General features: G+C 47.9%; 14 protein-coding genes. 2 read left to right on the top strand and 12 right to left on the bottom strand.

What is annotated here, in order from left to right; translation table 11 throughout:
• Positions 1-6: 6 nt before the first annotated feature.
• Both HMPREF2606_RS06235 and trpS read right to left on the bottom strand, forming a co-directional pair.
• Positions 7-546 carry a hypothetical protein gene (locus HMPREF2606_RS06235; RefSeq protein WP_070712898.1) on the bottom strand — a complete coding sequence of 180 codons (540 nt, stop codon included), beginning with the start codon at positions 544-546 and terminating at the stop codon, positions 7-9.
• Positions 547-629: 83 nt separating this feature from the next.
• Positions 630-1,640: a tryptophan--tRNA ligase gene (gene trpS, locus HMPREF2606_RS06230; protein WP_070712900.1), complete on the bottom strand. Its 1,011-nt coding sequence runs from the start codon at positions 1,638-1,640 to the stop codon at positions 630-632.
• Positions 1,641-1,898: 258 nt separating this feature from the next.
• Between trpS and clpB the strand changes: the two genes are divergently transcribed.
• Together clpB and HMPREF2606_RS06220 are read left to right on the top strand one after the other, a co-directional pair.
• Positions 1,899-4,472, top strand: a complete 2,574-nt coding sequence (gene clpB, locus HMPREF2606_RS06225; protein WP_070712903.1) for an ATP-dependent chaperone ClpB — start codon at positions 1,899-1,901, stop codon at positions 4,470-4,472.
• 229 nt (positions 4,473-4,701) lie between these two features.
• Positions 4,702-6,690, top strand: a complete 1,989-nt coding sequence (locus tag HMPREF2606_RS06220; protein ID WP_070712906.1) for a site-specific recombinase — start codon at positions 4,702-4,704, stop codon at positions 6,688-6,690.
• A gap of 65 nt (positions 6,691-6,755) precedes the next feature.
• Here HMPREF2606_RS06220 and clpP read toward each other — a convergent pair whose 3' ends face one another.
• From clpP to HMPREF2606_RS06170, 10 genes are all read right to left on the bottom strand, one after another.
• The gene (clpP, locus tag HMPREF2606_RS06215) at positions 6,756-7,376 is read right to left on the bottom strand and encodes an ATP-dependent Clp endopeptidase proteolytic subunit ClpP (RefSeq protein ID WP_003683589.1); all 621 of its coding nucleotides are present in this window, start codon (positions 7,374-7,376) and stop codon (positions 6,756-6,758) included.
• Between the two features lie 89 nt (positions 7,377-7,465).
• Complete coding sequence (gene tig, locus HMPREF2606_RS06210; RefSeq protein WP_070712908.1) at positions 7,466-8,776, bottom strand: trigger factor; 1,311 nt, start codon at positions 8,774-8,776, stop codon at positions 7,466-7,468.
• Positions 8,777-8,968: 192 nt separating this feature from the next.
• Complete coding sequence (locus HMPREF2606_RS06205) at positions 8,969-11,413, bottom strand: DNA translocase FtsK (protein ID WP_070585348.1); 2,445 nt, start codon at positions 11,411-11,413, stop codon at positions 8,969-8,971.
• A 188-nt stretch (positions 11,414-11,601) separates the two neighbouring features.
• Positions 11,602-12,153, bottom strand: a complete 552-nt coding sequence (locus HMPREF2606_RS06200; RefSeq protein ID WP_070843445.1) for a hypothetical protein — start codon at positions 12,151-12,153, stop codon at positions 11,602-11,604.
• A 36-nt stretch (positions 12,154-12,189) separates the two neighbouring features.
• Complete coding sequence (locus tag HMPREF2606_RS06195) at positions 12,190-12,543, bottom strand: nucleolar protein (RefSeq protein ID WP_070585344.1); 354 nt, start codon at positions 12,541-12,543, stop codon at positions 12,190-12,192.
• A gap of 47 nt (positions 12,544-12,590) precedes the next feature.
• The gene (locus tag HMPREF2606_RS06190; RefSeq protein WP_070712911.1) at positions 12,591-14,510 is read right to left on the bottom strand and encodes an ATP-binding cassette domain-containing protein; all 1,920 of its coding nucleotides are present in this window, start codon (positions 14,508-14,510) and stop codon (positions 12,591-12,593) included.
• Positions 14,511-14,681: 171 nt separating this feature from the next.
• Positions 14,682-15,449 carry an amino acid ABC transporter ATP-binding protein gene (locus tag HMPREF2606_RS06185; RefSeq protein ID WP_049333845.1) on the bottom strand — a complete coding sequence of 256 codons (768 nt, stop codon included), beginning with the start codon at positions 15,447-15,449 and terminating at the stop codon, positions 14,682-14,684.
• A gap of 9 nt (positions 15,450-15,458) precedes the next feature.
• On the bottom strand, positions 15,459-16,175 hold the full coding sequence (locus tag HMPREF2606_RS06180) for an amino acid ABC transporter permease (RefSeq protein ID WP_049333847.1): 717 nt from the start codon (positions 16,173-16,175) through the stop codon (positions 15,459-15,461).
• Positions 16,165-16,989, bottom strand: coding sequence for an amino acid ABC transporter substrate-binding protein (locus tag HMPREF2606_RS06175; RefSeq protein WP_070843444.1), 825 nt, complete (start codon positions 16,987-16,989; stop codon positions 16,165-16,167). The genes HMPREF2606_RS06180 and HMPREF2606_RS06175 overlap by 11 nt, the downstream gene beginning before the upstream one ends.
• A 154-nt stretch (positions 16,990-17,143) precedes the next feature.
• Entirely contained in the window at positions 17,144-19,054 is a 1,911-nt protein-coding gene (locus tag HMPREF2606_RS06170; protein ID WP_070843443.1) for an alpha-amylase family protein, read from the bottom strand.
• Positions 19,055-19,151: the final 97 nt, after the last annotated feature.

Here is a 19,151-nt window from a genome sequence, read left to right as displayed (position 1 = left end):
AGGATTTTAGTAATGACGGCGACGGAAATAGAACATGCCTTCGCTGTCAATTTCTAAAATATAGCGGCCGTTTTGGACGGCAGCATAACCGCTTTTGCCTTCGGTATAAGGCTGCAAAGCAGCGTGTGAAATCAGATAGTCGGTCAGTTGGCCGCCGTCTTGGGCAATATTGTCCACCATTTTTGCAAAGGCAGTGTGGCAAACTCCGTTGGCTGACCAGCCGGCTGAAACGCCTTTTTCATTTTTTTCCATGCATTGGCCGCTGATGACTTCTAAGTCGGTAGGGTGCTTACCAATCAGATTGATAACACCGCCCTCTATGCCGTTAATCGGATAGGTGCGTTGTTTCTTACCTTCTTTCGTTTCGCCTTCTTGAGCTGTACCTAAATTCAAACCGGCTATGGCTTGTTCATCGATATATTTAACTTTGAAGGTAGGCTTGGGCGCTTTGCCTGAAGCAATATCATTGGCTGTAGTATCTTCAGATTTACCGCCGCAGGCAGCCAATGAAAGGCTGAGCAAGATAAGGGGGAAGGTTTTTTTCATATGAGAAACCCTAGAAAACGATTATATTTCAAATGATAAACGATATTATGGCCGTCTGAAATTTTCAGACAGCCTTACTATTATTATTTCAACGGACGAATACCTACCGCATCGCGTACTTTATCCAACAATTCGCGTGCTTCTTTACGCGCTTTGTGTGCGCCGGCCTGCAAAATGTCTTCAATTTGAGAGGGTTTGGCTGTTAACTCGTTGTAACGCTCGCGCGGTTCTGCGAGCTCGGCATTGATTTTTGCGCCCAAGAGTTTCTTGGCTTCACCCCAAGCAAGGCCTTCGGCCAGCATTTGCGTGAACTCGGCAGTTTCAGACGGCGTGGAGAAGGCTTTGTAGATTTCAAACAAAGGACTTTCATCAGGCTGTTTCGGCTCTCCGGGCTCTTTCATGTTGGTGATGATTTTGTTGACCGATTTTTGGGTTTTCTTGTCGTTTTCCCAAAGCGGAATGGTATTGCCGTAGGATTTGGACATTTTGCGTCCGTCCAAGCCGACCAAGAGTTCGACGTTTTCGTCGATTTTTACTTCTGGCAGGGTGAAGAGCTCTTGGAAGCGGTGGTTGAAGCGACCGGCAATATCACGTGCCATTTCAACGTGTTGGATTTGGTCGCGACCGACTGGAACTTCATGGGCATTGAACATCAGGATGTCGGCAGTCATGAGGATAGGGTAGCTGTACAGGCCCATTTCCACGCCATGATCCGGATCTTCCTGACCGTTTTCGGTATTTGCCTGTACTGCAGCTTTATAAGCGTGAGCGCGGTTCATCAGGCCTTTTGCAGTGATACAGGTCAGAATCCAGTTCAACTCCATCACCTCGGGAATATCGCTTTGACGATAGAAAGTGGTCTGTTCCGGATTGAGTCCGCAGGCAAGCCATGTGGCGGCAACAGCTTGAGTAGATTGATGAATCATTTCTGGTTCATGACATTTGATGATGCCGTGATAGTCGGCCAAAAAGAGGAATGATTCGGTATTGGAATCTTGCGCCGCGCGGATGGCCGGGCGGATGGCACCGACGTAGTTGCCCAAGTGTGGAATACCTGTTGTGGTAACGCCTGTTAAAACTCGTTTTTTGCTCATGAAAGTATCCTTCGGCACAAAGGCCGTCTGAAAATAAATATGGTGCCGATTATACCTGATTATTCTTGATTTTTCAGACGGCCTTTTGAGTAAAGAGTAGATAGATAATAAAAGTTATACACATAAAATCATAAAAATAAAACGTTATAAAACAATAATATATTAAAAATTGTTGATTAATGGGGTAAATGGCTCTTGAGTTATCCACATTTGCGCTTATATAGACTCTAACAGAATATATTTGAAGAGGAACGTAAAATGAGATTTGATAAATTGACTGCCAAATTTCAGCAAGCTTTGCAAGAAGGTCAAAGTTTGGCTTTGGCTGCGGACAGTAGCTACCTTGAGGCCGGCTTTATCTTAAAAGCGTTGCTTGACGATCAAAACAGTGGTGCCGCTGCGTTACTTGCTCATGCAGGTGTGAATGTGCCTCAAGTAAAACAACGTTTGCAGCAACATTTGAGCAGCTTGCCAAAAGTATCCGGTCAAAGTGGCGATATTATGCCTAGCCGTGAGCTGCAAGCTGTATTGAACTTGATGGACAAGGCTGCAACCAAACGTGGCGATGCCTATATCGCCAGCGAACTTTTCCTGCTGGCTTTGGTTCAGCAGAATGATGCGGCCGGCAAAATCTTGAAAGAAGCTGGTGCGACCGAACAAAATATCAATGCCGCAATTGATGCGGTACGAGGAGGACAAAACGTGAACGATGCGAATGCTGAAGACCAACGCGATGCTCTGAAAAAATACACGCTCGATCTGACCCAGCGCGCCCGCGACGGCAAACTTGACCCCGTTATCGGCCGCGATGATGAGATTCGTCGTGCAATTCAGGTATTGCAACGCCGTACAAAAAACAACCCTGTGCTGATTGGTGAGCCTGGTGTGGGTAAAACCGCTATTGTTGAAGGCTTGGCGCAACGCATTGTCAACGGCGAAGTGCCTGAATCCCTGCGCAACAAACGCCTGCTGGTTTTGGATTTGGCGGCATTGATTGCCGGCGCGAAATACCGCGGCGAATTTGAAGAACGCTTGAAAGGTGTGTTGAACGACTTGGCTAAAGACGATGGCAACACTTTGATTTTCATTGACGAAATCCATACTTTGGTTGGCGCGGGTAAAACCGACGGCGCGATGGACGCGGGTAATATGTTGAAACCGGCCTTGGCACGCGGCGAACTGCACTGCATCGGCGCGACCACTTTGGACGAATATCGTCAATACATCGAAAAAGACGCGGCACTCGAACGCCGCTTCCAAAAAGTATTGGTTGGTGAGCCAAGCGTAGAAGATACCATCGCTATTTTGCGCGGTTTGCAAGAGCGTTATGAAATCCACCACGGTATCGATATTACCGACCCTGCTATTGTTGCCGCAGCGGAGTTGAGCGACCGTTATATTACCGACCGCTTCCTGCCTGATAAAGCGATTGATTTGATCGATGAAGCAGCCAGCCGCATCAAAATGGAGCTGGATAGCAAACCTGAGCAAATGGATAAACTTGACCGTCGCATTATCCAGCTCAAAATGGAAAAAATGCACGTTGCCAAAGAAACCGATGATGCCAGCAAGAAACGTCTGGAATTGATAGACGAAGAAATCGACGGATTGCAAAAAGAATACGCCGATTTGGACGAAATCTGGAAAGCAGAAAAAGCCGCCTCTTCCAGCACTGCCGACATCAAAAAACAGATGGACGACATCAAAGTCAAAATCGAGCAGGCCAAACGTCAAGGCGATTTTGCCCGTGCGTCCGAACTCGAATACGGTGAGTTACCGAAATTGGGCGCACAGTTGCAAGCTGCGGAAAGTAACCCCGACGGCAAAAAACAAAACAAACTTTTCCGTACTGAAGTCGGGGCGGATGAAGTGGCCGAAATTGTTTCCCGTATGACCGGCATTCCTGTGTCAAAAATGATGGAAGGTGAACGCGATAAGCTGCTGAAGATGGAAGAAGTATTGCACCGCCGCGTGGTTGGTCAAGATGAAGCCGTGCGTGCCGTGTCCGACGCTATCCGCCGAAGCCGCTCAGGCCTTGCCGATCCAAACAAGCCTTACGGCAGCTTCCTGTTCCTAGGCCTGACCGGTGTGGGTAAAACCGAATTGTGCAAAGCTTTGGCAGGCTTCCTGTTTGACAGCGAAGATCATCTGATTCGTATCGATATGTCCGAATACATGGAAAAACATGCTGTTGCCCGCTTAATCGGTGCGCCTCCCGGCTATGTTGGCTACGAAGAGGGCGGTTACCTGACCGAACAAGTCCGCCGCAAACCGTACAGCGTGATTCTTTTGGATGAAGTGGAAAAAGCCCATCCGGACGTATTCAACATCTTGCTGCAAGTATTGGATGACGGCCGCTTGACCGACGGACAAGGCCGTACCGTAGACTTTAAAAATACCGTTATTGTCATGACTTCCAACATCGGCAGCCAACATATCCAACAAATGGGTACTCAGGACTACGAAGCAGTAAAAGAAGTCGTGATGGAGGATGTGAAAGAACATTTCCGTCCTGAAATGATCAACCGTATTGACGAAGTTGTCGTGTTCCACGGTTTGGATCAGGCTAATATCCGCAGTATTGCGAAAATCCAGCTTAAAGGTTTGGAAAAACGTTTGGAAGCGCAACATCTGCATCTGAAAGTCGATGATGCTGCCTTGGATCTGATTGCCAAAGCCGGTTTCGACCCTGTGTATGGTGCCCGTCCGCTCAAACGCGCTATTCAGTCTGAAATCGAAAATGCGCTGGCAAAAGCCTTGCTTGAAGGCAAATATGCGCCCGATAGCACAATCCATGTTAAAGAAGAGGGTGGTAAGCTCTTGTTTGCATAAGTTTAAAACAATGTAGTATGTTGTTGTAAAAGGCCGGCTGAAAGAATTCAGACGGCCTTTCTTAGTTATTGATTCACATCATATATTTGTTATGTAATTTGATTATTCATTGAATTTTAGAGAATATTAATTGAAAATCTTGTGACATGGGTTGATAAAGAATGCGATATAATCCGACCTGTTTGCCAAGGTTCTTGCTAAATATCTCATTTTATGTACTAATACTACAATGCAAAAACTGACTAATCAAAATCTTCACATTATTTTGTCGGAACGCTTAAATGATACCGACTTTGTTCTTATTCTCAATGCATTAATCAAATTTTTGCGCCGAGGAGGCAAAAAACAGGCTTCCGAACGTTTCGATTTGATTTTATCTACTTTAAAACAAGACGATGCTTTATGCCGTCAATTCAGTCTGCGCTTCTATGCCTGGCTGTCCAAAGTTCACATCTATCCTGCGCTGATTAAGCTGGGTATTTTCTCGCGCCATAGTTTTACTCGGGAGATGGGCATACGGATTTACGAACGTTTCAGCCCGTCTTATAAAGATTTTTCCAATCTGCGCGAAGTATTTTTATATCTTTTTCATTCGAAAAACGATGATAAATGGTTGCAAACCCTGAGTTTGCGCCAATGGTTGAGCATGTATGAATTGTTGCAGGGCAAAGCGGATCCTGCTTTGCTTCAGACGGCCAGCCGACAGTTGGCAGATGCCCGTTTGCGAGCGGTGGAAATGCTGTCTATTTGGATTGCTTCCGAAGCGATTGAGCCGGATTTAATACGGATTGCCCCCCGTTTGTTGGAGGCAGATTCAGCATTTGTTGCTTTGCAACGTGAAATTGCAAAATTGGTAGAACACTATCGCCACAGTGAAGAAACTTATGATACGGCGCACTTGGAGGTCATGTTTGACCAGTGCGACAAGCAAATTGAGTATCTGCGTCGGCGTGGTACAGGAGCGGGGTCTGGCTCGTCAGTGAAAGTGGCGCACTTGTTGGAGCGCCTGCAACAAACCATAGACCGTCTGAAACTGTTGACTAATATTCAAATCGAAACCGGCAGCCGTACTCGCTTAACCATCAATCTGATGAATGCGATGATTTACGCGGCGGTAGAGCAATATAGTACCAGCCACTTGCGTAAAAGCAGTATCCGAATGCTGGCACGCAGTATTACGGAAAACAAAAGTCATCATGGCGAGCATTACATTACGCGCAACCGTAGCGAATATTTCAAAATGTTTTATTCCGCAGCGGGCGGCGGCGTAATTATTGCTTTGATGGCATTGAATAAAATCCATATCGCGTCTTTGGGATTCGGTGAGTTTACTACTTCATTCTTGGCCGGGCTCAATTATGGTTTGGGCTTTATGCTGATTCATATGCTGCATTGCACTGTTGCAACCAAACAGCCTGCTATGACGGCGGCGAGCTTTGCTGAACAGGTGGACTCAAATGAAGGCAGCAAAGCGGTGGACAATAAATTGGCTAAACTGCTGATTGACGTATGCCGTTCGCAAAGTGTTGCCGTGTTTGGCAATGTATCGATTGCGGTATTGTTGGCAGCAGGGATTGCTTTTGGCTATGCCTACACGCATGGTCAGCCTTTATTAAACGAGGCGGTTACAGCCTACCAGCTTAAATCTATTGAGATTTTTACTCAGCCGACCTTATGGTATGCCGCTATTGCCGGGGTATGGCTGTTTTGCTCGGGGATTATTGCGGGCTTTTTTGACAACCGTTCCGATTATCTGAACCTGCGTCAGCGCCTGCCGTTTAATCCGTTTTTACGAAAAATCATGCGTCCTCAGCCGCGCCGCCGTTTGGCTGCTTATATTCATAAGCATTACGGCTCGCTTATGGGCAATTTTATTTTCGGTATGCTTTTGGGGATGACCGGCTATTTTGGCCATCTTTTCGGCTTGCCGCTGGATATTCGCCATGTGGCGTTCTCTTCGGCAAATTTGGGTTATGCCGCGATTAGCGGTCATGCAGATATATTCACTTTTATGCTTGGCTTGGCCAGTGTATTGGCAATCGGCATGGTGAATCTGGTGGTCAGTTTTTCTTTGGCTTTGGCTGTTGCGCTCCGTTCTCGCGGTACGCGTTTGGGTAGTATGCGTAATCTTCTGAAGAGCTTCTGGAGTCAAGTGAAAGCCAATCCTTTGATTTTGCTGTATCCGGTTCAAGTGAATAATAAAGACAACGCGAAGTAAGATTGAAGAAAGGCCGTCTGAATATATATTTTTCAGACGGCCTTTTAATTTAAAATCGATAAAGATTAGGCTTGCAGAGAGGCGCGGTTTTCCAAAACTTGGTCAATCAAACCATATTCTTTAGCTTCATCGGCAGACATATAATTATCGCGGTCGGTATCGCGTTCCAAGTCAGCCAAATCGCGATCACAATGTTTGGCGAGTAAGCGGTTCAGTTTCTCTTTGATTTTCAGCAGCTCTTTAGCGTGAATTTCAATATCGGAAGCCTGACCGGCCAATCCGCCGCTGATGAGCGGTTGGTGAATCATGATGCGGCTGTTTGGCAGGGCAAAGCGTTTGCCTTTTTCGCCTGCGGACAACAGGAATGCGCCCATACTTGCTGCTTGACCCAAGCATAAGGTAGAAACATGAGGCTTGATGAAGTTCATGGTGTCGTAAATCGACATACCGGCAGTAACCGAACCGCCCGGAGAGTTGATATAGAAGAAGATATCTTTATCAGGGTTTTCACTTTCCAAGAACAGTAATTGCGCAACAACCAAGTTGGCAGATTCGTCTGTCACCGGGCCGATCAAGAAAACGATGCGCTCTTTCAAAAGGCGTGAGTAGATGTCGAATGCGCGCTCGCCGCGACCGCTTTGCTCGATAACGGTAGGGACAAGGTAATTATTGAAATCGAAGGACATTTTTGTCTCCTGTTAATGATGGAAAAGCACCAAAGCATTTAAAGCGCTTCGGTGCTTTTGATTGTCTGTTTCAGACGGCCTTGGAGCAATTAAGCTTGTGCGCCCATTACTTCGTCAAAAGACAGCGCTTTTTCAGTTACTTTAGCTTTGCTCAGAACGAAATCAACAACGTTGCTTTCTACTGCCAAAGAAGTCGGGCCTTGCAGGCGGGAAGGCTCTGCGTAGTACCAGTCGATAACTTCTTGAGGATCTTCGTAGCTTTCAGCGAAGTTGGCAACAACGGCTTTGATTTGGTCTTCAGTTGGCTCAAGTTTGTTTTCTTCAACCAATTTAGCCAAAATCAGACCCAAAGAAACGCGGCGTTCTGCTTGTTCTTTGAACATATCCAAAGGCAGATCCAAGTTGGCAGCGTCAGCCATACCTTGGTTAACGAAGTTTTGTTTCATTTCGTTTGCCAAGCGAGCGGCTTCTTCGTTGACCAAAGCAACAGGAACTTGCAAATCGGCTGCTTTGAGCAGGGCGTTCATGACAGATTCTTTAGTTTGTTCACCGATGCGGCGCTCAACTTCGCGGCCAACGTTTTTCTTCACTTCTTCACGCATTTTGGCAACGTCGCCGTCTTCAATACCCAAAGCTTTAGCGAAGTCTGCATCAACTTCAGGCAAAGTAGCTTCAGAAACGTTGTTCAGAGTGATGGTGAATACGGCAGATTTACCGGCAACATCTTTACCGTGGTAGTCTTCAGGGAAGTTTACGGTAACATCTTTGCTTTCGCCGGCTTTCATGCCGACGACACCGGCTTCGAATTCAGGCAGCATTTGACCTGCGCCCAATACGAAAGCGTAGTTTTTAGACGCGCCGCCAGCGAAAGGTTCGCCGTCGATTTTGCCTTCAAAGTCGATGATGACGCGGTCGCCGTTTTGGGCTTCGCGGTCAACATGGTTGAAGCGGGTGCGTTGTTTACGCAGGATTTCTACAGTTTGGTCGACTTCGGCATCGCCAACAGTCGCAGTTACTTTTTCTACTTCTTGGGTTGACAGGTCGCCAATAGTTACTTCAGGGAAAACTTCAAAAATAGCGGCAACTTTGAAAGACTCTTGATCGTCTTGTTCTTCAACGGCTTCAAAACGTGGGTAACCGGCAACTTTCAATTCTTGAGCAACGGCAACTTCGTAGAATTCGCGTTGTACCAATTCGTTGATAACGTCGTTTTGTGCGCTTGCGCCGTACATTTGGGCAATCATTTTGAACGGTGCTTTACCCGGACGGAAGCCGTCAACTTTTGCACGGCGTTGGGTTTGTTTCAGTTTTTTCTCAGTTTCTGCGTTGATTTTGGACCAAGGCAGAGACAATACTACTTTGCGTTCCAGATTTTCTAAAGTTTCAACAGTTACGCTCATCGTAAGCCCTTAAATTTGTTGTGTTTAAACGGTTATCCTTCTGCTCAGTATTCCGAAGAACTTCGGAAGCGTGCATAAGGTCAAAATTTAGCTGCTTAGTATAACACAATGTTTCACGAATAACATAAAAAGGCCGTCTGAAAAGTGGGAAATTCTTTTCAGACGGCCTTTGCGTTTCGATATTGTTGTTTTTTACAGCTGGTCTTTTTGCGCCAGAATCCGTCGGCTGCCGTTGATGTCTGCCGGAGAAAGAACACCGGCATTTTCAAGCGCATCTACCAAATTGGCGGCACGGTTGTAGCCGATGCGTAATTGGCGTTGGAGTGCGGAAATGGAAGTTTTCCGGCTTTCCAATACGAAGGCAACGGCTTGATCAAATAACTCATCGCTGTTTGCATTCGGATTGACAATATTGGTGGTTTCGATGGCCGCTTCACCACTGAGCAGGCCTTCTACATAATTGGTCGGAGCCTGTTCTTTGACGAAATTGACGACCTGATGCACTTCATCATCGGAAACAAACGCACCTTGCAGGCGTGTCGGTTCTGCGCTTCCCGGTTGCAGGAATAATGAGTCGCCGTATTTGAGCAATTCGTCTGCACCCATTTGGTCAAGAATAGTGCGGCTGTCGATTTTGCTTTGTACGGTAAAGGCCATACGTGTCGGAATGTTGGCTTTAATCAGGCCGGTAACCACATCAACGCTTGGGCGTTGGGTGGCGACAATCATGTGAATGCCTGCTGCACGCGCTTTTTGGGCAAGGCGTGCGATTTGTTGCTCAACGGATTTGCGTTCGGTCATCATCAAGTCTGCCAATTCGTCAATGACGACTACAATCAACGGCAGTTTTTCCAGAGGCTCAGGATCGTCAGGATTTAAGCTGAACGGATTGAGTAATGGCTTACCTGCTGCTTTGGCTTGTTCGACTTTTTGGTTGAAACCGTCCAAATTACGCACGCCGGCATGGGAAAGTAAGCGATAACGTTTTTCCATTTCGGCAACACACCAGTTCAACGCTTGTCCTGCCTCGCGCATATCGGTCACAACCGGACAAAGCAGGTGCGGAATGCCGTCGTAAATGCTCAATTCCAGCATTTTAGGGTCAATCATAATGAAGCGGACTTCGTCGGGCGTGGCTTTGAAGAGCATGGACATAATCATGCCGTTCACGCCGACGGATTTACCCGAGCCGGTCATACCAGCGACCAAAAGATGCGGCATTTTTGCCAAGTCGCCGACAACGGGCGTACCTGCAATATCTTTACCCAAGGCAACGGTCAGTTTGGATTTGGCGTCGGTAAACACGGGTGAAGAGAGGATTTCGCTCAACATCACGTCTTGGCGTTTCTCATTGGGCAATTCAATGCCCATGGTGTTTTTACCGGCAATGGTTTCTACGATGCGTACCGCTTGCAGAGACATCGAGCGCGCCAAATCTTTGGACAGGGCGACAATTTGACTACCTTTGACACCTTGTGCCGGTTCGATTTCGTAGCGGGTAATCACGGGGCCGGAAGTGGCGGAAACAACCTGTACGCCGATGCCAAATTCAGCCAGCTTGGCTTCGATCAATTCTGCGGTTTGTTGCAATTCATCCGGATTGACGGCAACCGGTTCTTCAGACGGCATACGCAACAGGTTCATATTGGGTTTGTGGTATTCGCCGTTGTTTTTAGGTTCAGTATCGTCAAACAGGGAAGTTTGGATTTTAGGGGGCGGCGCAACGGATACGGCAACGGTTTTACGGTTGCTGCTGCTGCCTGCCAACGGAGTAACCGGAGTGGCGGTAATGGTTTTGGCTTCTTTAACCATGCGGCGCGTATTTTGGGTTTCCAAAGCTTCGGAGCAGACATCTTCTTTTTTATTTCGGAACTGAGACAGTTTTTTCATCAGGTTGCCAAACAGACCACCCATATGGCTGCCGGATTTGGCCATGACTTCCAACCATGACACCTGAGCCAGCAGGGAAATGGATAAAAGCAACATCACCAGCATAATCAACAGACTGCCCGACTTACCCAACAGCCAAGCCAAGCCTGAACCCGCCAGCAAGCCGACCAAGCCGCCTGCACCGACGGGAAGGGATTCGCTCAATGCATTGTCAAACAGGAAATGTTCGATAATCGGGCTGCACACCAGCAGGAGAAACAATGCCAAAGCGGCTACGCTGTGATTGTAGGGCTTGTGGTTTTCCTGCTTTTTCATGGGGCGGAAATTTTTGTAGAGGAAAACGCAAGAGGCAGCTATCCACCACCAAAACGATAGGCCGAACAGATAATATCCGACATCGGAAAGATAGGAGCCAAAGAGGCCGCCGAGGTTGGCGACATCGTTGCTTTTGGGAACGCTGCGCGACCATGCAGGGTCGTCCATGCTGAAGCTGGCCAGGGAAATGGCCAGATAAATGGTGATAACCAAGCCAAACAGCCATAAAGCATCATTAATCAAGTTGACGACATGCTCGGGACGCGCTTTTTTTTCTTCGTTTTTTTGCAGCTCTTTGGCGGCCTTGAGGCGTTGGGAGACTTTATTGTCGGCTTGAGTTTGTGCTTTGGTGGATTTGCGTGTGGTCGGTTTGGCTGCCGGTTTGGTAGAGACGCGTTTTTTTGTTTGGGTTTTAGAAGATTTTGCAGTCATGAGATAAAGGCCGTCTGAAAAGACCGGAGGTAATGTGCGTAAAGGGCAAATTATACCGTATTTACTAGGCACAAGAAATTGAAACGGGCGTAATCATTATAGGATTCAGGCCGTCTGTTTGGCATGACGAAAATTTTGGATTTCGTTTCCACCTATTCAGAAGGCCTGATGTTTTGATTGATTTGGACTTACATTCTGCCCAGTTCGCGCTGGAGGGCTTGAATGTTTTTCTCTCTATCCAAAACCGCACCTTGCAGCGTACTGATGGCCTGTTGATTGACGCTGCCACCTTTGGCTGTCCGCGCTTGGCTCAGTTGCTTTTTGGCATTGGCCAAAGCCGCGCGTTCATTGGATAACTCGGTTTCCAGAATAGAGCGGCGACTGTTGACACCGGAGGATTTTGGAACCGGAGGAGGAGCCGTTTCAGAAGCAGTGCGGATAGGGGCAGGTTTGGGCGTTGCTTTGTGGTTGGATTTTGCTGCTGTGTTTTTGCTTTTTGCCGGAGCCGTTTGTGATGTCGGTGCGTTGAGTGTAGGCGCATCGCTAACCGGGGCGTCGTATCGGCTGCTGCTGTATTTGCCGACAATCGGCAAATCGTTGACGGCTTGGCAGTTGCCGCTTGGGCGCGAGGTATAGACAATCGAGCCGTTGACTTCACAGGTGTAGATTTTTGCGGCGTGGGCTTGGCTATTGAAAACGGCAAGCGGCAGCAGGGATAGGGTAAGCAGATATTTTTTCATGATTCAGGTAGGGCCGATTCGTTGCAGTTGAGCATTTTATTCTTGTTCAGACGGCATGGGCTGCTGTTTTTTAGCTTTTGTACCGTTTTTGTTTTTGCTCGGTTTGTCGGCTTTTTTCTCTTGTTTATCGGATTTTTCCGCGCGTGCCTTTTTCTTAGGCTTTGCACTTGCGCGTTCATTAGAGGCATTGAGGCTGCGGATGTTGAGGTGGTAACCGCTGCCTTGATGGCCGCTGATTTTAGGCAATTGTGCCTGTGCGCAGGAGGATTTGGGTTCGGAAGTATAGCTGCCGTTGCCGCAGGAATAAACTGCGGCGGCTGCGTGAAGAGAAATGCCCAAGACGAAAGAGGATACGAGGAAGTATCCGGCTTGTTTGATGGTTGAAGTCATGTTTTTCCGTATTGTGTTTTATTTCAGACGGCCTGATGGCTCTATTTTTATTGGGAAAACTCGGCTTCGACATCCACTTGGATTTGCTCAAGCTCTTCCTGCCATTGCAGCCAGTTTTCTTCCAGTTGCGTTAATTTTACTTTAGTTTCTGTTAATTGTGCGAGTGTCTCTTGCAATTTGGGTTTATTTTCTTCTGAATAAGCAGATTCTTGTGCCAAAAATGCTTCACAGGCCGTCTGAATATCAGTCAATCGAGTGATTTCTTTTTCGGCTTTGTCGATTTTCTGCTGAATCGGTTTGCTGCGTTTGGCTTTTTCCTGACGGATTTGTGCCTCGATACGCTTGGTGTCCTTGCGGCTTTGGCTTTGTGCAGATGCGGCGGGGGCTGCTGCGGCGTTTTCTTGTGCCAACCGCCATTGACGGTAGTCGTTCAAATCGCCGTCGAAGTTGTTCAGACGGCCTTTGTCAATCAATAGGAAGCTGTCGGTAGTCGCTTCAAGCAGGCTGCGGTCGTGTGATACGACAATCAATGCGCCTTGGAAACTTTGCAGAGCAAGTGTCAGGGCGTGGCGCATATCCAAGTCTAGGTGGTTGGTCGGTTCGTCAAGCAGCAGCAGATTAGGTTTTTGCCAGATAATCATGGCAAGGGCGAGCCGCGCTTTTTCGCCGCCAGAAAAGGGCTCGGTCTTTTGAACCGCCATATCGCCGATAAAGTTGAAACCGCCTAAAAAGTTACGGATTTCCTGTTCGCGGACTTCGGGCGAAAGCTGCTGGATATGCCAAACCGGACTTTGATCGGCGCGCAATGTGTCTAGTTGGTGTTGGGCAAAATAGCCGATATTGAGCTTCTCGGAGCGTACGATGCTGCCGGAAAGTAAATCGATTTTTCCTGCCAATGCTTTGATAAATGTAGATTTACCGCTGCCGTTAACGCCCAATAGGCCGTAACGTGCGCCGCTTTCCAAAGACAAGGTGATATCGTGTAAAACGGTATTGTCGCCATAACCTAAGTCGGCATGGTCGAGTTTCAATAATGGATTAGGCAGATGGGTCGGATTGGCAAACTCAAAGGAAAACTCGCTATCCAAATGCGCAGGAGCGATGCGCTCAAGTTTGGCTAATGCCTTCATGCGGCTTTGGGCTTGTACGGCCTTTGTGGCTTTGGCTTTGAAACGGTCGATAAAGGATTGCAGATGTTTGATTTGCGCCTGCTGTTTGACGTAGGCGGCTTGTTGTTGCGCCAGACGTTGGGCGCGTTCGGCTTGATAGAAATCGTAATTGCCGCCGTATTGGGTCAGTTTTTGTTGCGACAGCTCGATGGTGTGCGTTGTGGTGGCATTCAAGAAGTCACGGTCATGGGAGATGATGATTTGCGTACAGGGCAGGGAAGCGAGATGGTTTTCCAGCCATAACACGGTTTCTAAATCCAAGTGGTTGGTCGGTTCGTCCAAAAGCAACAAATCGGCACGACAAATCAGCGCTTGGGCAAGGTTGAGGCGCATACGCCAGCCGCCGGAGAAGGATTTGACGGGGCGCGTATGTTCTTCTTGTGCAAAACCTAAGCCGTTAAGCAGTTTGGCGGCACGTGCCGGAGCAGTGTAGGCATCGATTTCTTCAAGTTTGGCGTGATATTCGGCTTGCTTCATGCCGTCGTTTTGCGCTTCTGCTTGAGCCAAGGCCGTCTGAAAAGCCTGCAATTCGGCATCGCCTTGTAAAACGTAGTCTAAAGCGGAAATATCTAAATCAGGCGTTTCTTGAGAGACGGAAGCAAGGCGCCATGTTTTGGGAATAAGGATTTCGCCGCCATCTTGAGTGATTTCACCTTTTATTAGCGCAAACAGGCTGGATTTGCCCGTACCGTTTTTACCGATTAAACCAACGCGTTGGCCAGGGTTGATTACGGCATCGGCTTTATCGAGCAGGACTTTCAAACCGCGTTGTAAGGTGAGTTTTTTAATTTCTATCATGATGGCAGGCAAGGGGATGAGTAAAACGAAAGGCGTTATTTTACCTGAAAAGACATATAAAAGGCCGTCTGAACAAGTATGAAAACGAAATCAACGATTTCTATTTCACTTATTCAGACGGCCTTTATGAAATGACGGTCGGAAATGCTTTCAAATTGTCTGTCGTTTCAATTAAATTTGAAGATCGGCATTGTCTGCACGGATTTGGCGCAGGAATTTTTGTGTCCGCTCATGTTTGGGATGATTGAACAAATCTTGCGGGCTGCCTTGTTCGACAATAACGCCGCCGTCCATCACGACAACGGTGGTTGCCACTTCCAAGGCGAATTTGATTTCATGCGTAACGACAACCATGGTCCAGCCTTCTTGTGCCAATTCCTTCATGGTATCCAAAACATCTTGCACCAATTCAGGGTCAAGCGCGGAAGTCGGTTCGTCAAACAGCATCAATTCAGGCTGAATCGCCAATGCGCGGGCAATGCCGACACGCTGCTGTTGACCGCCGGAAAGCTGGTAGGGGTAGAGGTCAATCTTATCGCCCAAACCGACTTTTTCAAGCAATTTGACAGCCTCTTCACGCGCTTGAGCGACAGGCTTGCCTTGTACGGCAACCGGCCCTTCCATGACGTTTTCCAACGCAGTTTTGTGAGGAAAGAGGTTGTATTGTTGGAACACCATGCCGGATTTGCGGCGCAGTGCCAAAATATCATGTTTGCTTGGTTTTTTGGAAAAATCGATGCTTAACGGCTGCGCATTGTCAAACTCGATCTGACCTTGTTCAGGCATTTCTAAAGCGTTTAAACAGCGTAAAAACGTGGTTTTGCCTGATCCGGACGGGCCTAGGATAACCACCACCTGTCCTTTGCCGACATCCAAATCGATGCCGCGCAAAATGGTATTTTCGCCAAAGGTCTTATGGATATTGCGGATTTTAATCATGACAACTCCTTATTTGGCGACATAACGGTCGAAACGTTTTTCCAAACGCGCCTGAATCAAAAACAGCACTTTACAGAAACACCAATAAACCAATGCGGCTTCGATATAAACCGGTAGATAGTCATAGGAGCGATTCGCAATCTGTTGGGTAACTTGGAATAATTCAGTTACCGTTACAACAGCTGCAAGCGAGGTATTTTTGAATAAACCGATAAATTCATTGCTCAAAGGCGGTACGGCAACGCGGAATGCCTGCGGAGCGACAATGCGGTGGAAAGTCTGCATATAGGTCATACCGATGGAGAAACCGGCTTCCCATTGGCCTTTAGGTACGGACAAAATTGCCGCGCGTATGGTTTCGGAAGCGTATGAGCCGACATTGAGCGAAAAGCCGATGATGGCGGCAGGAATCGGGTCGATATAAATACCAACAGATGGCAGACCGTAGAAGACCACTGCTAGTTGTATTAAAAGCGGTGTTCCACGAATGACCGAAATATAGAATTCAACCACTTTAAGTAGAATTTTTTGAAGAATTCCACCTGGTGGCATGATTCTTACCAAAGCAACGGCTACGGCAATAATCATACCGATAACGAAAGAAGCAATCGCCAGAGGAAGAGATACTATAAAGCAGGCTTTGACCATAGGCCAAAACGCGCTGATGAACATATCAGCGCGTGTTTCCGTCATAAACGGCAGAGAAGCAAGAAAATTATTTAACACTGATGTCTTTTCCGAAGAATTGTTCGCCCAGCTTTTTCAGCGTGCCGTCGGCTTTCAGCTCAGTCATGGCTGTGCTGAATTTGGCCAATGCCTCATCATTGCCTTTATTGACAATCAAGCCGGAGCCGACTTTTTCATCAGCCGGGGCAGACCAAACGATTTTTACACCAGCATCAGGTTTATTTTTCAGGTAGTCCAATACTGCCAATTCGTCGTTCAGGGTTGCGTCGGCACGTTTTTGTTCAATCAGGGTCAGAGATTGTGCCAAACCATCTACCGGTACGAGTTCTGCGCCTGCAGCTTTGGCTTTTTCACCATAGTTACTGGTCAGGGATTGTGCGGTTTTCACGCCTTTGATGTCATCTATGGATTTGATGTTGCTGTCTTTGCGTACAACCAATACAGCACCGCTCCAGCTGTAAGGTTCGGATTTGTCAAAAGTCGCTTGACGCTCAGGGCTGGTCAGGCCAACTTGGTTGGCGACTACGTCAAAACGGCCGGCTTTCAAACCTGCCATCATGGAGTCCCATTGTGTTTCTTTAAATTCAACTTTGATACCCAGTTTGTCGGCAACTGCGCGGGTTACTTCGACATCGTAGCCGGTCAATTTGCCGTCTTTGTCGTGGTAGGTGAATGGTGCGTAAGTACCTTCCGTACCGACAGTGATGGTACCTTTGTTGTTGATACGCTCAATCAGTGAGCCGGAGGCCGCGCCGGATTGGGCTGGTGTAGAAGAAGCTGAGTTGCTGCCTTCTCCGCCACAAGCTGCCAAAACTACTGCAGCGATGCTGCCAAGTACGAATTTTTTCAACATGGATTTTTACTCCTGACTTTAAGTGTGTCATTTGGTATTAAAGCGTGCATTCTAAGCGAAACTGCCCAAAATACAAAATACATCTTATGCCTTAAAAGGCCGTCTGAATGCTGATTTGTTCAGACGGCCTTGAATGATGTATAAAAAATTCAGCTTATGCAATTTCAAGCCACATGACTTGATAGGGTTGCAGTACCAAGTCCTGATTCAGAGAAACGGTTTGACCGCTGATCAAATCGTGCGCTTTAAACGGCATGGCCTGCAGAGTGTGCGCACTGATGGTTTGAGCATGTTCGCTGAAGTTGCCGAATACCAAAAGCGCGTTGTTGCGCATATAGCCGATGATGTGTTTGTTGTTGGTGTTGAAGGTAATCAACCTGCCGCCATTAAAGCGCGGATTGCTTTGGCGGATGGAAATCATATGGCGCAAACCTTGGAAGATTTGACCGGCAGTGGTCGAGCTGTCATGGCGTTGGTTGTACAACTCCTCATTGTAACGAGGACGGTGTGCCCAGCGGCTGTCGTCACTCTTATTACTGTCTTGCGACCAGTCGTCGTCATTGAGCGTACCGACTTCGTCGCCTAGGTAAATCAGCGGCAGGCCGCCGGTACTCAAAGCAATGCTGTACAAGAGTTTGATGCGGTCAACGGCATGCGGATCGTTTTGCGCTAAGCCGACCAATGCTGCGGCTGTACCGCTGACACGGCAGTCGCCTGTGCTTGGGTTGTATTGGAACGGTACACCGCGCGCGAAACTACCGTCAAAATGGTTGACGAAGAAACGGTTGAGGAATTGTCGGTGGTCGTAGCCGTGAATACCGAACTGCCATGCGTCCTCATCGGCAAATGTCCAGCCGATGTCGTCATGACTGCGGACGTAGTTGACCCATGCTGTGTGGTCGGGCAGGTTGTGGCGGTAGGTCAGTGCTTGATGGAGCAGGTTGACTTCGCGCGTGGCGAGGGTGTTCCACAACAATGCCATTTGCAGAGGGTTGTAGCCGATTTGGCATTCGTCTTGGCTGATGTATTGGACAACTTGGTCAGGATGGACGATGGCTTCGGATTTGAAGAATACGGCTGGCGCTGCGATACGCATTACGGAGTTAAACGCGCGAATCAGGGCGTGTGCCTGAGGCAGGTTTTCGCAACTTGTGCCCATTTGCTTCCAAATAAAGGCAACGGCATCCATGCGCAGAATATCAACGCCCAGGTTGGCAAGGAACATCATTTCGCCTGCCATAGCGCGGAATACCCAAGGATTACTGTAATTCAAGTCCCATTGGAAGGAATTGAACGTTGTCCATACCCAGCGGCCGTCTTCCAATTGCGAGAAACCACCAGGATGTTGATCAGGGAAGATTTCACGCAGGGTGCGGTCGTATTGATCGGGCATCCAGCGGTCGGGGAAGATGTAATAGAAGTTGTCGTAGAGCGGATCACCGGCGGCGCAGCCTTTTGCCCATTTGTGTTCGTTGGATGTGTGGTTGAAGATGAAATCGACAACGGCGGAAATACCTGCTTCATGCAAGGCAGCAATGACATCACGCAAGTCGTCTATCGTACCCAGTGCCGGATTGACATCGCGGTAGCTGCTGACCGCATATCCGCCGTCGCTTTTGCCTTCGGGACATTTAAACAGGGGCATCAGGTGCAGATAGGTCAGGCCCAATTCTTGGAAATAAGGGATTTTGGCTTTCAAGCCTTGCAGATCACCTGCGAACAAATCGACGTAGCACACGCCGCCAACCTGTTTGTTGGACAAAATCCAGTCAGGATCATTTTCGCGCGCGATATCGATATCTTTTAAGGATGAGTTGCGTTGGGAATAGCTTTGCCATGCTTGGGCAATCAGTTGCTCCAACATGGGGAGGACGGCTTCGTTGTTGTTGTAAACGTTGTCCAGCTCGTGCATCAGTTTTGGGAAGTGTTCCTCAAGTCGTCTGTCAAACTGTTTCCAGTCTTCAGATGTCTCGATGCTTGCACGCTGTTCGGTGGTATAAATCGATAAGGTGCGTTCTTTAAGGTGATGCAAGGTCAAATCAACCTGTTGAGTCTGGGTCAACATAATGCCTACTCCGAAATTAAGGTGAAATTGTTTTGAAGCTTGGTTTCACTTCTTTTGCAAATCCATGCCGATCGTGGGCGGCTAAGACTGTAATTTT

The sequence above is a fragment of the Neisseria sp. HMSC070H10 genome (assembly GCF_001837635.1).
GTDB lineage: Bacteria > Pseudomonadota > Gammaproteobacteria > Burkholderiales > Neisseriaceae > Neisseria > Neisseria subflava_A.
This window is presented reverse-complemented; position numbering and strand designations above follow the sequence as displayed.

Coding starts and splice junctions, on each gene's coding strand:
- clpB (WP_070712903.1), top strand. CDS start 1,899: ATGAGATTTGATAAATTGACTGCCAAATTTCAGCAAGCTTTGCAAGAA.
- HMPREF2606_RS06205 (WP_070585348.1), bottom strand. CDS start 11,413: ATGACTGCAAAATCTTCTAAAACCCAAACAAAAAAACGCGTCTCTACC.
- HMPREF2606_RS06195 (WP_070585344.1), bottom strand. CDS start 12,543: ATGACTTCAACCATCAAACAAGCCGGATACTTCCTCGTATCCTCTTTC.
- HMPREF2606_RS06200 (WP_070843445.1), bottom strand. CDS start 12,153: ATGAAAAAATATCTGCTTACCCTATCCCTGCTGCCGCTTGCCGTTTTC.
- tig (WP_070712908.1), bottom strand. CDS start 8,776: ATGAGCGTAACTGTTGAAACTTTAGAAAATCTGGAACGCAAAGTAGTA.
- HMPREF2606_RS06190 (WP_070712911.1), bottom strand. CDS start 14,510: ATGATAGAAATTAAAAAACTCACCTTACAACGCGGTTTGAAAGTCCTG.
- trpS (WP_070712900.1), bottom strand. CDS start 1,640: ATGAGCAAAAAACGAGTTTTAACAGGCGTTACCACAACAGGTATTCCA.
- HMPREF2606_RS06170 (WP_070843443.1), bottom strand. CDS start 19,054: ATGTTGACCCAGACTCAACAGGTTGATTTGACCTTGCATCACCTTAAA.
- HMPREF2606_RS06220 (WP_070712906.1), top strand. CDS start 4,702: ATGCAAAAACTGACTAATCAAAATCTTCACATTATTTTGTCGGAACGC.
- HMPREF2606_RS06185 (WP_049333845.1), bottom strand. CDS start 15,449: ATGATTAAAATCCGCAATATCCATAAGACCTTTGGCGAAAATACCATT.
- HMPREF2606_RS06235 (WP_070712898.1), bottom strand. CDS start 546: ATGAAAAAAACCTTCCCCCTTATCTTGCTCAGCCTTTCATTGGCTGCC.
- HMPREF2606_RS06175 (WP_070843444.1), bottom strand. CDS start 16,989: ATGTTGAAAAAATTCGTACTTGGCAGCATCGCTGCAGTAGTTTTGGCA.
- clpP (WP_003683589.1), bottom strand. CDS start 7,376: ATGTCCTTCGATTTCAATAATTACCTTGTCCCTACCGTTATCGAGCAA.